This window comes from Lysobacter enzymogenes (genome assembly GCF_900106525.1).
Lineage (GTDB): Bacteria > Pseudomonadota > Gammaproteobacteria > Xanthomonadales > Xanthomonadaceae > Lysobacter > Lysobacter enzymogenes.
On the sequence record NZ_FNOG01000002.1, the window covers coordinates 710,724 to 725,374 of the forward strand.

At 69.1% G+C, this 14,651-nt stretch carries 12 protein-coding genes and 1 pseudogene; 9 read left to right on the plus strand and 4 right to left on the minus strand.

Annotated elements, in window-relative coordinates; all coding sequences use genetic code 11:
* Positions 1 to 85: 85 nt before the first annotated feature.
* The 3 genes from BLU84_RS07260 to BLU84_RS07270 all read right to left on the minus strand — a co-directional run bounded on the left by BLU84_RS07260 (position 86) and on the right by BLU84_RS07270 (position 6,069).
* On the minus strand, positions 86 to 1,600 hold the full coding sequence (locus BLU84_RS07260; RefSeq protein ID WP_233431089.1) for a CehA/McbA family metallohydrolase: 1,515 nt from the start codon (positions 1,598 to 1,600) through the stop codon (positions 86 to 88).
* A 577-nt stretch (positions 1,601 to 2,177) separates the two neighbouring features.
* Complete coding sequence (locus BLU84_RS07265) at positions 2,178 to 3,404, minus strand: phosphatidylinositol-specific phospholipase C1-like protein (RefSeq protein WP_233431090.1); 1,227 nt, start codon at positions 3,402 to 3,404, stop codon at positions 2,178 to 2,180.
* Between the two features lie 49 nt (positions 3,405 to 3,453).
* Positions 3,454 to 6,069: a TonB-dependent receptor gene (locus BLU84_RS07270; protein WP_083382389.1), complete on the minus strand. Its 2,616-nt coding sequence runs from the start codon at positions 6,067 to 6,069 to the stop codon at positions 3,454 to 3,456.
* 154 nt (positions 6,070 to 6,223) lie between these two features.
* Here BLU84_RS07270 and BLU84_RS28370 point away from each other — a divergent pair.
* The 4 genes and pseudogenes from BLU84_RS28370 to BLU84_RS07290 form a co-directional block, all read left to right on the plus strand.
* Positions 6,224 to 6,298: pseudogene (locus tag BLU84_RS28370) on the plus strand (DUF6053 domain-containing protein); the annotation flags it as partial.
* Between the two features lie 141 nt (positions 6,299 to 6,439).
* Positions 6,440 to 7,234, plus strand: a complete 795-nt coding sequence (locus BLU84_RS07280) for a thiazole synthase (RefSeq protein WP_074864452.1) — start codon at positions 6,440 to 6,442, stop codon at positions 7,232 to 7,234.
* A 1-nt stretch (position 7,235) separates the two neighbouring features.
* A complete protein-coding gene (trmB, locus tag BLU84_RS07285) occupies positions 7,236 to 8,018 on the plus strand; it encodes a tRNA (guanosine(46)-N7)-methyltransferase TrmB (RefSeq protein WP_074864454.1) in 783 nt (260 codons plus the stop codon).
* A gap of 49 nt (positions 8,019 to 8,067) precedes the next feature.
* Positions 8,068 to 9,915 (plus strand): SLC13 family permease, encoded by a 1,848-nt coding sequence (locus BLU84_RS07290; protein WP_074864456.1) that lies wholly within the window; start codon positions 8,068 to 8,070, stop codon positions 9,913 to 9,915.
* Positions 9,916 to 10,158: 243 nt separating this feature from the next.
* On the opposite strand, the gene BLU84_RS07295 is transcribed toward BLU84_RS07290, so the two are convergent.
* The gene (locus BLU84_RS07295) at positions 10,159 to 10,527 is read right to left on the minus strand and encodes a Rieske (2Fe-2S) protein (RefSeq protein WP_425479334.1); all 369 of its coding nucleotides are present in this window, start codon (positions 10,525 to 10,527) and stop codon (positions 10,159 to 10,161) included.
* A gap of 69 nt (positions 10,528 to 10,596) precedes the next feature.
* Between BLU84_RS07295 and BLU84_RS07300 the strand changes: the two genes are divergently transcribed.
* From BLU84_RS07300 to BLU84_RS07320, 5 genes are all read left to right on the plus strand, one after another.
* Positions 10,597 to 10,935, plus strand: a complete 339-nt coding sequence (locus tag BLU84_RS07300) for a hypothetical protein (RefSeq protein WP_074864461.1) — start codon at positions 10,597 to 10,599, stop codon at positions 10,933 to 10,935.
* Positions 10,936 to 10,939: 4 nt separating this feature from the next.
* Positions 10,940 to 11,668, plus strand: coding sequence for a fumarylacetoacetate hydrolase family protein (locus tag BLU84_RS07305; RefSeq protein WP_074864463.1), 729 nt, complete (start codon positions 10,940 to 10,942; stop codon positions 11,666 to 11,668).
* Positions 11,669 to 11,752: 84 nt separating this feature from the next.
* On the plus strand, positions 11,753 to 12,160 hold the full coding sequence (gene mscL, locus BLU84_RS07310; protein WP_074864466.1) for a large-conductance mechanosensitive channel protein MscL: 408 nt from the start codon (positions 11,753 to 11,755) through the stop codon (positions 12,158 to 12,160).
* A gap of 71 nt (positions 12,161 to 12,231) precedes the next feature.
* The gene (locus tag BLU84_RS07315) at positions 12,232 to 12,714 is read left to right on the plus strand and encodes an ASCH domain-containing protein (RefSeq protein WP_074864468.1); all 483 of its coding nucleotides are present in this window, start codon (positions 12,232 to 12,234) and stop codon (positions 12,712 to 12,714) included.
* Positions 12,715 to 13,127: 413 nt separating this feature from the next.
* On the plus strand, positions 13,128 to 14,531 hold the full coding sequence (locus BLU84_RS07320; protein ID WP_074864471.1) for a M28 family peptidase: 1,404 nt from the start codon (positions 13,128 to 13,130) through the stop codon (positions 14,529 to 14,531).
* Positions 14,532 to 14,651 lie beyond the last annotated feature (120 nt).

The following is a 14,651-nucleotide window of genomic DNA, read 5'->3' on the forward strand; positions in this document are numbered from 1 at the left end:
ACAGGGGCTTCGGTGGGTTCGTTTCAGGCGGCGACGCGCACCGCGTTTGCTGCGACCCGACTTCGATGCCCCTGCCCGCCCGGCTTCAACGCCAGTTGAAGTAAACCGGATTCCCCACCAGCGCCAACCGCCCCAGCGCGTCGCGCACATCGATGCGCAGCCAATGGCGCCGGCCGTCGCTGGGCCAGTCGAAGTCGAACGACTGCTGCGCGGCGCTCACTTGCGGCTGCGCGATCAGCCCTACCTTGACGCCATCGAGCGTCGCTTCGATCCGGCCGCCGGCGAGGTTGCGCACCTGCACGCGCACGCTCGCGCGCTGGCCCGCGGGGACCTTCAGTTCGCCGCCCATCACGGCCGCGTCCGTGCTGTACCGAACCTGCAATTCCAGCAATCGGTCGCGGCTGCCGAAGGTATCGACGAAGACATTGCCCGCGCGCAATCCCTCCAGGATCCCGACCTGCGACAGCTCGCGCGCATGCACTACCGTGGTCGGCCGGCCGATGCGGCTGGGGCCGAACGGCTCCTCGGCCGCGGTCGGCGCGTCGTGGTTGTCGCTGCCGCCGACGCCGGTGAGGCGGTGGCCGGCGTCGAGTTCGCGCTGCCAGAACGCGATGCCCGAACCCGGCGTGTCGGCGTCGCCGCCGTTGACCGCCTCGACCATGCTCACCAGGTTCATGTCGGCGGCCGGATGCGGGGTCCAGCCGCAGCCCATGCAGCGCTCGTCCGAAGGGCGGATCGGATGGTTGATCGACACCGGCAGGCCGCGGCGGCGCAGTTCGCCCAGCACCGCGTTCCAGTCCGGCACCGCGGCGCTGCCGACGCGGAAATCCACCGGCGCGCGCACGCCGAATACGTTGGCGTGGCCCTGGAAGGTGGTGATCTCCATGCCCGGAATCAGCAGCAGGCGGTCGAAATGCGGCTGCAGTTCGCGCAACGCCGGCAGGTGCGAGACGGTGTTGTGTTCGGTCACCGCGACGAAGTCGAGGCCGGCTTCGCTCGCCGCTTTCGCGGTGAGGAACAACGGGCACGGCGTGCGCGCGCCGCTTTGCGCGGCGCAGTTGCCGTCGCTGTGGGCGCTGTGCATGTGCAGGTCGCCGCGGTACCAGCCCGCTTCGTTGCGCAGCGGTTCGGCGTCTTGTTGCGGCACCGCGTCGGCTTGCGCAGCCGGGGTGAGGCGGATGCGCGCGGTGTAGGCGGCGTCGCGGCCGGCGCGGATGTTGGGGATGCCGAGCAGCAGCTTCCAGGTCCCGGGCGTCAGCGCGCCGGGCGAGTAAGACGCGGTGGCGTCGGCGGCGGCGACGGTGAAGCGGCGCTTGTTGCCCCCGCTCCAGCCGCGAAAGCCGTCGCGGCCGAGAAAGTCGCCGGGGCCGATCAGGCCCAGATCGATGGTGGTCTTGTCGCTGCGGTCGTAGTCGAACTCGACTTCAATGCGGGCGGTGCCGGGTGGAACCTGGAACCGGAGTTCGCGGTAGGTTTGGTTGTCGGCGCCGGTGATGCGGCCTTGCAGGAGGAGGTCGGTGGCGTTGGTCGTGCCGGGGTTGGCTGTGGCGGATCGCGCTTGCGTCGCGTCGTTCGCCGGATCGAGCGATTGCGCGGACACGGACGTGCCGATGCATGACGCGGCCAGCGCGGATGCGAGCGCGCAAGCCCGCACGAGCCGATGTGTCGCCCTCCCCCAGCAGCCCAACAACCCGCGCCCCATCACTCCGTCATTCCCGCGAAAGCGGGAATCCAGAGACCTCAGGCGTTCTCGCACGAAAAGCCCTGGATTCCCGCGTTCGTGGGAATGACGGCTGGGGGGATGCGGGCTTGTCGGATAGTTCATTGGGTCGGCCAGTGTTCTCGCAGCGTGCAAGCTCAATCGTTCTGTTCGGGCGTGAGCCGAAGCGCTGGTCAGCCCAAGAAGCCGAACTGTCTGCGCTGCCCCACCCCGTCATTCCCGCGAAAGCGGGAATCCAGAGACCTCAGGCGTTCTCGCGCGAAAAGCCCTGGATTCCCGCGTTCGCGGGAATGACGGCTGGGGGGACGCGGGCTCTTCGGATAGTTCATCGCTTCGGCCGGCACTCGCGCATCAGGTGTCTCGTCTCGCGTCTCGCGTCTCGCGTCTTGCGTCTTGCGTCTCGGGTCACGCGTCTCGGGTCACACGTCAGGCTTCAGGCGTCACGCATCACGCAAGCTCAATCATGCTTCTCAGGCGCTTCCACCGCCCGCCGGTCGCAGCGGTCCTGCGCGCGCACAGGATTGCAGCGGACCACTTCGCTGCGCGGGAAGGTCACCCGGTAGCGGCTCAAGCGCAGGTCGGGCTTGGGGTAGTCGGTGGAGATGTACTGCGCGCCGCTGGCGAAGGCGGCCTCGCGCCGGCGCGGGTCGTTGCGCCGCGCTTCGGCGGTGTCGGCGTCGGCGCGGGTGCGCACCAGGAAACCGGCCTGTACCGCTTTGCGGATGCGTTCGCCATCGGCGATGGGGTCGTTGATCGTCAGGTAGGCCGCATCCGCCGAAGTCTCGTCGCCGTTGACGAACATCGCGCGCCCTTCCAGCGAACGCCGCGCGCCGCGGTACAGCGCGACCTTGCGCGGTTCCTCGTCGAGCGCGAACAACACTTTGCCGCGCGAGGCGCCGATCTTCGGCCAGGCGCCGGCCAGCACCGCTTCGCGCAGGGTCCCGGCGCGGCCGCGCACATCGTCGGGCACGATCAATTCCGCAGGCGGGAACACCGCGCGCACCTCGGCATCGAGCGCATCGAAGGCCTTGGCGTCGAAGGCCAGCGGCGCGACCGCGCCGGGGCCGCTCTTGCCGTCCTTGGCGTTGATCAGGATCAGGATCGGCGCGTGCTGCGGATGCTGGCGCGACCAGGCGCGGATCTGCCGCAGGCATTCGACGAACAGCATGCACTGGCTGCGGAAATCGATATCGGCCAGATGCATCACCTTGAAGCCCGGCTGCGCCATCTGCGCCGCCGCCTCCGCCGACCACGGCCCGGCGTCGCCGTAACCCTGGCGCAGCGCGCCGGGCGGATGCGCGTAACGGCCGCCCTTCGGGTCGTAATACACGTCGAGCTCGAGCTGGCGCATGCCCAGCTCGAGCTGCTCGTGCAGCGGCGCGTGGGCGTAGTCGAGCGAATCGGCGCCGGCGGCGTCGCGGGCGCGGTGCGCGGCCAGTTCCTCGGCCGGGATCGCGCGCTTGTAGCTGTTGTGGGTGCCGATGGCCTGGACATCGTTGATGCCCAGGTTGCGGTCGATCCAGGCCTCGGCGCAGTCCGGCCCGGCCTGCGCGGCGTCGGGCGCATCGAGCTTGCACGCCGGATCCACCGGCCGCGGCGCGGCCGGCTCGTCGTGCGCGCGCGCCGTGCCCGCCAGCGCGCAGCACAGTCCTAACGACAGCATCGGCAACACCCAGGCCTTCATCGCGTCTCTCCGCTTGGAAACCGGCAACGATACGCTCACCGGCGCGCGCTCAGAACTTGTACATCAGCGCCGCGCGGTAACCGCGCCCGAGCAGCGGCCGGGCGATGAAGGTGTTGGCCCCCGCGTCGGCGCTCTGCAGTTCGCCGGCGCGTGGGTTGCCTTCGGTCAGGCCGAGCGAGTTGGTCAGGTTGTCGGCGTACAGGAACAGGCTCAGCCCCGGCGCGAACTCGTAACGCGCGCTGGCGTTGATCACGTGATAGGACGGCAGCTTGACCGAGTTGGCGGTGTCGACGAAACGCTCGCCTTCGCGCTCGTACGACACCTGCAGGCGCAAACGGTCGTCGAGCAGGTTCAGGCCCGGCACCACGCGGAAGCTGGTCTTGGGCACGCGGATCAGTTGGTTGTCGACGAAGTCGCGCAGCACCGGCGCGCCGTTGACCAGTTCGGTGTAGCGCAGGCCCTTGTACTTGGGATCCTGCACCGTCGCGGTCAGCTGCAGGTCGAACCAGCTCACCGGGGTCCAGAAGCCTTCCAGCTCCAGGCCCGTGGTCTTGGTGTCGGCGTAGCCCTGCTGCACGCTCGAGGCGCCGCTGCCCAGATCGAACACGTAGTTGCTGAAGCCGACGTTGTCGTACTTGGTGTAGAACAAGGTCGCGAACAGGTCGAACTGTTCGTTGCTGAACTTGTAGCCGATCTCGCCCAGGTCCATGGTCTGGGTCACCGGGCGGCCGCTGGGGTCGTTGACGCAGGCGGCGAGCTTGGCCAGATCGCAGTTGGAGTACTTGGTGATGTAGCTCGACAGGCTCGGCAGGCGGAACGCCGGGGTCCAGCGCGCGAACACGCCCTGATGCGGATCGAACTGCCAGTTGGCGCCGACGGTCCAGCCGATCTTGTCGAACTTTTGGTCGTAATCGACGAACACGCCCGAGCCGGTGAAGATCTGCGAAGTCGCCGGCGTGCCCAGGTTCACCTGCTTACGCACCTCGGTCCAACCCTTGACCTTGACCTGCTCCCAGCGCACGCCGGCATCGATGCGCAGTTGCTGGTTGACCTGCCATTCGTCCGACAGGTACAGCGCTTGCGTGGTGGAACGGCCGCTGGCGTTTTCCCACTCATAACCGTAGCGGTACACGCCCTTGTCGGTCAGCGTCTTCAGCGGCCGGCCAGCGGCGTCCACCGCCACCAGATCCAGCAAGCGCGCATTGTCGCGCACATCGGTCAGCACGTTCGAAGAATAGCGGTCGAAGTCCTGATCGAACTGGGCGTAGTAATAGCCCAGGGTGACATCGTGGCTCTGCCCGCCGAAGTCGAAGCGGCGCATCAGGCGCGTGTCGCTGATGAGTTCGTTGACCGGCATGGTGACGCCGCGCAGGCCGGCGATGGTCATCAGGCCGTTGCCGTTCTGGTTGGCCGGGTCGAACACCTGGCCCGGCGCGTCGACATAACGCAGCTGCGCGCCGGCCGCGCCCGGCACCGAGGCGATCAACTTCTTCACCGCGGCGTCGTTGAAGAACTTGGCCCCGCTTTGCAGGGTCAGCGGGAACACGCCGTTGCGCTGGGTCCGGGTCTCGCTGTAGCGCAGCGACTGCGCCAGCTTGAAGCCCGCGCCGAGGTCGTAGTCGAACTTGACCGTGTACTGGTCGCGCTTGACCTGGGTGCCGAGCGCGTTGTCGAAGTCGTACAGCGAGCCGTCGCCCTGGATCATCGGAATCCGGCGGGTTTCCGGCCCGGCCAGGGTGCCGTCGTGGGCATCGAAACCGGGCACGCCGCGGATCTTGCCGTCGGCGTAGCTGCGCATCGGGATGCCCAGGTACAGCGCGACTTTGTCGTCCACGCGCTTGTAGTCGAAGCTGAACTTGCCGCGTTCGAACGCGCGCGACAGGTTGATGCGGTATTGGCCGCCGTCGTTGGCCGGATAGCCCGGATCGCGCAGGCCGTCGTCGGTGCGCCAGAAGCCGCCCAGGCCGAGTTTCCAGTCGGCGCCGATGGGGGTGCCGAAGAACAGGTCGTAGCGGGTCAGGCCGTAATCGCCGACGGTGAGCTTGGCCACGCCTTCGGCGCTGTCGCCGACCGTGCGCGGGATGAAGTTGATCGCGCCGGCCGGGGCGTTGGAATAGAACACCGACGACGGGCCGCCGCGCACCACTTCCACCCGCTCGATGGTTTCGTCCAGACGAAAGGCCTGATCGCCATTGAGATAGCCCAGCGCCGGGTCGTGCTGCACCGGGATGCCGTCTTCGAGCAAGGTCACCGAGCCGAAGCCGTCGACCGGGATGCCGCGCGCGCGGATGTTGCCGCTGGCTTCGCCGCCGCTGGCCTCGACCCAGAAGCCGGGCACCGACTTCATCGCCTCGGTCACCGAGGTCGGCGCCTGCATGCGCAGGCGGTCTTCCTCGATCGCGGTGATCGAGTAGCTGGTCTCGGCCTTGCTGCGCTGGCGGGTGCCGGAGCGGCCGGTGACGACGACTTTGTCGAGGTCCACCGCGCTGGACTTCGCCCCGTCTTGCGACGCCGAAGCGGACGCTGCGGAGGCCTCGCCCGCAGCGGCACCCCCGGCCGAAGCCGCCTGCTGCGCCTGCGCGGCAGCGGAAAAACCGAGGGAAACGAAGCTGGCGGCCAGGGCGATGCGGATCGCCCGGGTGAGCTGGCGGGAACGAGAGGTCATGGCGGCAGGATTCGGAAGGAAGGGATCGCTGCCGTCGGTTCCGTCCGAAGCCGTGCATGGCGCCCGGCAGCCGCAAAGAATGCTGAACGCCAAGGCTTAAAGATTCGTGACACGCGGCGCGTTGTTGCCGCCAGATACGGTCAAGTCCGCTGTTGTGGGAGGGGCTTCAGCCCCGAGGCTCTTGTTTCAGGTCGCGGCGATCCGGCCGGAAGGCGTCGGGGCTGAAGCCCCTCCCACAAGGGTCCCCAACCTCGCCCTTGAGCCTCAAGGCCTCGAAACCCCGCCTTTCAACATCCGCGCCGTCAAGATCCGCCATAACCGCCAAGCCCGCATCGCCCCACGGCCCGCCCCCATCGGCCATAATTGCGCGATGACTGACACTGCCTTCTCCGATCCGCTGGTCATCGCCGGCAAGACCTACCGTTCGCGCCTGCTCACCGGCACCGGCAAGTTCAAGGACTTGACCGAAACCCGCCTGGCCACCGAGGCCGCGGCCGCCGAAATCGTCACCGTCGCGATCCGCCGCACCAATATCGGCCAGAACCCCGGCGAGCCGAACCTGCTCGACGTGCTGCCGCCGGACCGCTACACCCTGCTGCCCAACACCGCCGGCTGCTACACCGCCGACGACGCGGTGCGCACCTGCCGCCTGGCCCGCGAGCTGCTCGACGGCCACACCCTGGTCAAGCTGGAAGTGCTCGGCGACCAGCGCACCCTGTTCCCCGACGTGATCCAGACCCTGGCCGCGGCCGAAACCCTGGTCAAGGACGGCTTCGACGTCATGGTCTACACCTCCGACGACCCGATCCTGGCCAAGCGCCTGGAAGAGATCGGCTGCGTCGCGGTGATGCCGCTGGCCGCGCCGATCGGCTCGGGCCTGGGCGTGCAGAACAAGTACAACCTGCTGGAAATCGTCGAGAACGCCAAGGTGCCGATCATCGTCGACGCCGGCGTCGGCACCGCCTCGGACGCCGCCATCGCGATGGAACTGGGCTGCGACGGCGTGCTGATGAACACCGCCATCGCCGGCGCGCGCGACCCGATCCTGATGGCCCACGCGATGAAGCTGGCGGTGGAAGCCGGCCGCGCCGCGTTCAAGGCCGGCCGCATCCCGCGCAAGCGCTACGCCAGCGCGTCGAGCCCGGTCGACGGGCTGATCGGCTGACATGACCGACCCGTTCTCCAGCGACGGCCACAAGGCGCCGCCCAAGCCGTTCACGATCGAGGAAGGCCGCCGCCAGGTGCGCAGCTTCGTGCTGCGCCAGGGCCGCTTCACCCCGGCCCAGCAGCGCGCCTTCGACGAGCTGTGGCCGCGTTTCGGCATCGACTACACCGGCGCGCTGCGCGACTTTGATGCGATTTTCGGCCGCAGCGCCAAGCGCGTGCTGGAAATCGGTTTCGGCAACGGCGACGCGCTGCGCTACGCCGCGCAGAACTACCGCGACCGCGACCTGATCGGCATCGAAGTGCACGCCCCCGGCGTGGGCCGGCTGCTGAACGCTTTGGCCGAGGACGACAGCACGCATGTGAAGCTCTACCACCACGATGCGGTGGAAGTGCTCAACCATGAGGTCGCCGACGGCGCCCTGGACGAGGTCCGGATCTACTTCCCCGACCCGTGGCACAAGAAGCGCCACAACAAGCGCCGCCTGGTCCAGCCGGGCTTCGCCGAACTGCTGGTGCGCAAGCTCGCGCCCGATGGGCGCTTGCACCTGGCTACCGATTGGCAGGACTATGCCGAACAGATGTGGGACGTCCTGGACGCGACCAGGGGGCTCGCCAACCGCGCCGGCAAGCGCGGCAGCGTGCCGCGACCGGAATGGCGCCCGCAGACGCACTTCGAGACCCGCGGCCAGAAACTCGGCCACGGCGTCTGGGACTTGCTGTACGACCGCGTGCCCGACGACGGCTTGCCCGGCAACGGCCGCGACATCGCGCAGCAGGCGTAGGGCGAACAGGTTTTCCTAGCGACTCGACCGAGACCCCGACCAAACCGGCATGGACACCTCCCTCGCGCTGACCACCGACATGATGCTGGTGCTCGGGCTGGTGGTGTTCACGATGGCGATGTTCCTGTTCGAGCGCGTGCGCGCCGACGTGGTCGCCCTGGTCGTGCTGGTGCTGCTGGGCCTGTCGGGCCTGGTCGAGCCGGACGAGCTGTTCAACGGCTTCTCCGGCAACGCGGTCATCAGCATCATCGCCACGATGATCCTCGGCGCCGGCCTGGACCGCACCGGCGCGCTCAACCGCCTGGCCGGCTGGCTGCTGCGGCGCGCGCACGGGGTCGAGCAGCGCCTGTTGCTGCTGACCACGGCGGTGGCCGGCCTCAATTCCTCGTTCATGCAGAACCCGTCGGTGATGGCGCTGTACATGCCGGTCGCCGCGCGCCTGTCCTCGCGCACCGGGCTGTCGCTGCCGCGGCTGCTGCTGCCGATCGCCGCGGCCATCGTCATGGGCGGCGCGCTGACCATGGTCGGCAACTCGCCGCTGATCCTGCTCAACGACTTGCTGCTCAACGCCAACAGCAACCTGCCCTCGGGCGCGGCGACCATCGAGCCGCTGAAGATGTTCGCGCCGCTGCCGATCGGCATCGCGCTGCTGGCCGCCTCGCTGGCCTATTTCCACTTCTTCGGCGACAAGCTGCTCAAGGACGACAGCGACAAGGGCGCGACGCCGGCGCGTACCCAAAGTTACTTCGCCAAGGCCTACGGCATCGACGGCGACGTCTACGAGCTCACCGTGACCGCCGACAGCCCCTTGGTCGGCATGTCGCTGGGCGAGGCCGAGACCCTGCGCGGCGCGCCGCTGCTGCTGGCGCTCAAGAGCGACAACGACTCGCGCCTGGCGCCGCCGGCCGACACCCGCATCTGGGTCGGCAGCGTGCTCGGCGCGATGGGGCCCAAGCAGCAGGTCGCCGATTTCGCTCAGAACCATTTCTTGCGCCTGTCCTCGCGCCTGCGCAACTTCGCCGACCTGTTCAATCCCAGCCGCGCCGGCATTTCCGAGGCGGTGGTGCCGGCGACCTCGGGCTACATCGGCAAGACCGCCGGCGACCTGCACCTGCGCAAGCAATCGGGCCTGAGCCTGCTGGCGATCAACCGCGACAAGACCGTGCTGCGCGACAACGTGCGCGCCGTGCCGATGCGCGCCGGCGACATGCTGGTGTTCCACAGCATCTGGACCGACCTGGCCAGCGCCGCGGCGAGCAAGGACCTGGTCGTGGTCACCGACTACCCCAAGGGCGAGCAGCGCCCGCACAAGCTCAAGATCGCGCTGGCGATCTTCGCCGTGGCGATGCTGCTGGCGCTGTCCTCGCGCCTGCCGGTGTCGATCGCGCTGATGACCGGCGTGGTCGGCATGCTGATCACCGGCGTGCTCAACATCGACGAGGCCTACTCGGCGATCAACTGGAAGACGGTGTTCCTGATGGCCTGCCTGATTCCGCTGGGCTGGGCGATGGATTCCAGCGGCGCGGCGGCTTGGATCGCGGGGCACAGTATCGAACGATTGCCGCACGGGACGCCCGTGTGGCTGCTGGAGATATTCGTCGGGCTTCTGACCACTGCCTTTTCTTTGGTCATCAGCCACGTCGGCGCGACCATCGTGGTGGTCCCGCTGGCGGTGAACCTGGCGCTGGCGGCCGGCGGCAACCCGACCGCGTTCGCGCTGATCGTGGCGCTGTCGGCGTCGAACAACTTCATGACTGCGTCGAATCCGGTGATCTCGATGATCACCGGGCCGGCGGGCTATAGCGGCAAAGAGCTGTGGAAGATCGGCGGGCCGCTGTCGTTGATCTACACCGTGGTGACGGTGCTGATGATCAACATTCTGTATTGGGGCAAATAAGGCGACGCCCTACCGCTTCGGCCAGATCCTCCAGCCCTCGCAAGCCCAACCTGGGCTACCTGTAGGAGCGGCGCAAGCCGCGACCAACCGAAGCGACGCCATACCACGGCCTGCACCGAAGCCCTTGAGCATCCATGCTGTGGAGGCTTGGGTCTTCGGAGGTTTTCGCTTGCGTTCGTCGCTTCGGTTGGTCGCGACTTGCGTCGCTCCTACAGGTAGCCCAGGCGAGTTGCCTCGCGCGCCTTACGCCAACCAGACCGCCCCGTCGCGCACCGCCACCGCCACCGCGCGCAACGCCTCGCCGCGACACGGCCCGGCCACGCACTCGCCGCCGGCCAGCTCGAAGCTGGCGCCGTGCGCGGCGCACACCAGCAGGCCGTCCTTGCTCTTGAGAAATTGCCCGGGGGCCCAATCCAGTCTGCGTCCGGCGTGCGGGCAGATGTTGAGCCAGGCGCGCACGGCCTCGCCGTCGCGGTAGAGCAGCAGCGACTCGGCGTCGCCGTCGAGGGTCGCCTCGACCTCGGCGAAACCGCCGTCGGCCAGCTGCGCCAGCGCGATCAAAGGTTCACCGCCGGCCGCTGGGTCGGTGGACGGATTTAACGAAGTTCTCACACCATCGTTCATGCCTGGAACGATACTCGACTGTCCGGCCCAGGCCCTATTGTCTCACGACGACCGAAAATGTTCGCCCAGACCTTCCGTTTCGCCGATCAACGTTCGCAATGGAATGCGTTCCAGTCGCGCGTGCGCAGCGCTTTCGAGCCGCGCAAGCCGCGTCACCGCCTCCTGCGCTTCGTTCTGGGCGTGGTCGGCCTGGGCCTGCTGGCGCTGCTGGTGTTCTTCAGCGTCTTCGTCGGCGCGGCGATGATCGCGGTCGGCTTGGCCTACAAGCTATGGCAGCGCCGTGGCAAACCGATGACGGCGCGGGCCAAGGCACGTGGCGACGTGGTCGAAGGCGAGTTCCGCGTGGTCGCGCCGCGCGCGCTGCCGCGCGACCGCAACGCCGGCCCGGCACGCTGAGCGCATGAGCGACGTCGTCGCGGCCGCGCCGGCCACCCGCATTCCCGTCCGCGGCCAGGGTCTGGCCGCCGATGCCGCCTTCCCGGTCCACCGCGTCTACTGCGTCGGCCGCAACTTCGCCGACCACGCCCGCGAAATGGGCGCGACCGCGCCGACCTCGGCCGCCGATCGCGGCCGTCCGACCTTCTTCCTCAAGCCCACCGATTCGCTCGACACCGGCCAGGCCGTGCCCTACCCGCCCGGCACCAGCGACCTGCACCACGAGGTCGAACTGGTGGTGGCGCTGGGCCGCGACGCCCCGGCCGGCACGCTCGCGGCGCAGGACGCGCAGGCGCTGGTCTACGGCTACGCCGTCGGCCTCGATCTGACCCGTCGCGACCTGCAGGCCCAGGCCAAGGCCAAGGGCCTGCCCTGGGACACCGGCAAGTCCTTCGACCACGCCGCGCCGATCAGCGCGATCGTGCCGGCCGCCGACGTCGGCGCGCTGGGCGCACGCAAGCTCAGCCTGGAAGTCAACGGCGAACTGCGCCAGCAAGGCTCGCTCGACGACCTGATCTGGAACGTCGCCGACGTCCTGCACGAGCTCTCGCAGCTGTACGCGCTGCGCGCCGGCGACCTGATCTTCATGGGCACCCCGGCCGGCGTCGCCGCGCTGCAACCCGGCGACCGCTACCGCGCGACGCTGGAAGGCGTGGCGGAACTGCACGGACACATCACCCCGCCCCGGCTATAGTCCGGCCCCGGCGCCCGCCCCTTCATCCGAAACCGGCGCCGTTCACCGTCCTTCAGTCGTAGTCGTAACCAGGGAGAGCATGCGATGGGCATGATCAGCGAGTTCAAAGAGTTCATTGCGCGCGGCAACGTGGTCGATCTGGCCGTCGGCGTCGTCATCGGCGCGGCCTTCGGCAAGATCGTCACCGCCCTGGTCGACGGCATCGTCATGCCGACCATCGGCTACATCACCGGCGGGGTCAGCGTCACCGACTGGAAGTACGTGCTCAAGCCCTCGCAGCTGGACGCGGCGGGCAAGGAAGTGGCGGCGGAAGTGGCGATCAAGTACGGCGCCTTCCTGCAGACCGCGATCGATTTCGTCCTGATCGCGTTCGTGATCTTCATCTTCCTCAAGGCCTACAACAAGGTGCGCAAGCCGGCCGACGCGGCGCCGGCGGCGACGCCGGAAGACGTGCTGCTGCTGCGCGAGATCCGCGATTCGCTGAAGAAGTAAGCCAGCCGCGCACGCTCCATCGAAGGCCGCCACCCTGTGGCGGCCTTCTTCGTTTCCAACCCAGACCGCTCATGACCGACAAGACCGCATCCACCGACGCCTATTGGCGCGACTACCTCGACCACGCCGGCGCCATAGCCGACGACTACGCGGTGTGCAGCTTCGGCGACAACCCGCGCGACGCCGCCGAGCTGGCGGCGCTGGTGCTGGCGGGGACCAAGCGCGCGACCGCTTCGCTGGCGCGCGATTACCCGGCCGACGGCCTGCCGCGCGTGGGCGACCATGTCGTCGTGGTCGACGGCGACGGGCGGCCGTGCTGCCTCTGGCGCACCAGCGAGATCCAGATCAAGCCGATGCGCGAGGTCGACGCGGCCTTCGCCTGGGACGAAGGCGAAGGCGACCGCAGCCGCGAGGACTGGCTGCGCGGCCACCGCGACTACTTCAGCGCGCAGGCGCGGCGCGAGGGCTTCGCGTTCGACGACGGCATCGAGGTGGTGTTCGAGCGGTTCCGCATCGTCTGGCCGCTGCGGCTTGCCGATGCCGCGGTGGATTGAGCCGGGGGCCGAGGCGTTCGTGCGGTAAGCGGCCGGCGTCGGCGATCGATGGGCGCGGTCGCGGCTCGCGCCGCTCCTACAGGGAGCGTTCGCAAATGCCGCCTGGGCCCCTGTAGGAGCGGCGCAAGCCGCGACCGCGACACCTCGCCGACCGCGCCCGCACCGAAGCGCCGCCGAAACGACAAACCCGGCAAACCCGCAATCGCCGCCCCGCTCCCCCAGCGCGCCACCATCCCGCCTGCATCAAACCCCACGATAGCCAGCGACAAAAACCCCGCGCGCCCGGCGTGACTTTTCTCAGGTCGCGCGCCGCCCGCGGGTTGTTAAGCTCGACGTTTCGCCTAGCCGCGCGACCTTCCGCACGGCCGGCCAGCACGAGGAGATTGGGGATGCGCGCACCGTTGTGGGCAGCGATGGCTGCTGTGTTGTTCGCGGGTTCGATCCTGGCCGGCGATGCCGCCGCCGCGCAGCGCGAAACGCGCATTCCGCAGGCCGCCGTCGACGCCGCCGGCGAGTTGCGCGAGCGCGCGCTGGCCAGCGACCTGGGCTTCAAGATCACCGAATCGCTGACCACCGAAGTCGGCCCGCGCCTGGCCGGCAGCGAGGCCGACGCGCGCGCGGTGGCGTGGGCGCAGGCCAAGTTCCGCGAACTGGGCTTCGACAAGGTCTGGACCGAGCCGGTGACCTTCCCGAAATGGCAGCGCCGCAGCGAGCACGCCGAAGTGCTCGGCGCCAGCGCGCAGCCGCTGCGCCTGGCCGCGCTCGGCGGCAGCCCGGGCGGCACGGTCGAGGGCGAGGTCGTGCGCTTCGCCGACCTGGCCGCGCTGGAAGCCGCGCCGGCCGGTTCGCTGGCCGGCAAGATCGCCTTCGTCGACTTCGCCATGCCGCGCGCCAAAGACGGCGCCGGCTACGGCCCGGGCGGACGCGTGCGCAGCCGCGGCCCGTCGGCGGCGATCCGCGCCGGCGCGTCCGGGTTCCTGATGCGTTCGGCCGGCACCGACTCGCACCGCATGCCGCACACCGGCATCACCCGTTTCGACGAAGGGCTCAAGCCGATCCCGTCGGCGGCGCTGTCGGCGCCCGATGCCGACCAGCTCACCCGTCTGGCCGCGCGCGGCGCCACCCGCGTGCGCGTGGCCCTGGACTGCGGCTGGGACGGCCAGGCGACTTCGTACAACGTCATCGGCGAGATCCGCGGCAAGAGCAAGCCCGAGGAAGTGGTGGTGATCGGCGGCCACCTGGATTCCTGGGACCAGGGCACCGGCGCGATCGACGACGCCGCCGGCGTCGGCCTGACCATGGCCGCGGCCAAGCTGATCGGCCAGAGCAAGCTGCGTCCGGCGCGCAGCGTGCGCGTGGTCGCCTTCGCCAACGAAGAGCAGGGCCTGTACGGCGGCAAGGCGTACGCCGACAAGCACGTGGCCGATGTGCGCAAGCACCAGATCGGCGCGGAGAGCGACTTCGGCGCCGGCCGCATCTACGCCTACTCCAGCTCGGCGCCGCAGTACGCGCAGGCCGCCGACAAGCAGATCGCCGACGCGCTGGCGCCGCTGGGCATCGAGCACACGCCCGGCAAGGGCGGCCCGGGCCCGGACATCGGCCCGTTCGCCGCCAAGGGCCTGGCCTGGGCGCGGCTGGCGCAGGACGGCACCGACTATTTCGACTACCACCACACGCCCGACGACACGCTCGACAAGATCGATCCCAAGGCGCTGGCGCAGAACGTCGCCGCGTATGCGGTGTTCGCCTACCTGGCGGCCTCGGCCGACGGCGATTTCGGCAGCGCGCCGAAGCAGGTGTCGCCGCCGGAGGAGTGAGTTGGGTGTAGCTAAGTCGCGATGAAGCCCTGGATGCCCGCGTTCGCGGGCATGACGATGGGGTGGGTTCGCGGCGTCTCTTTCAAGTTCGCGGCGTCTCTCACACCCCGTCATCCCCGC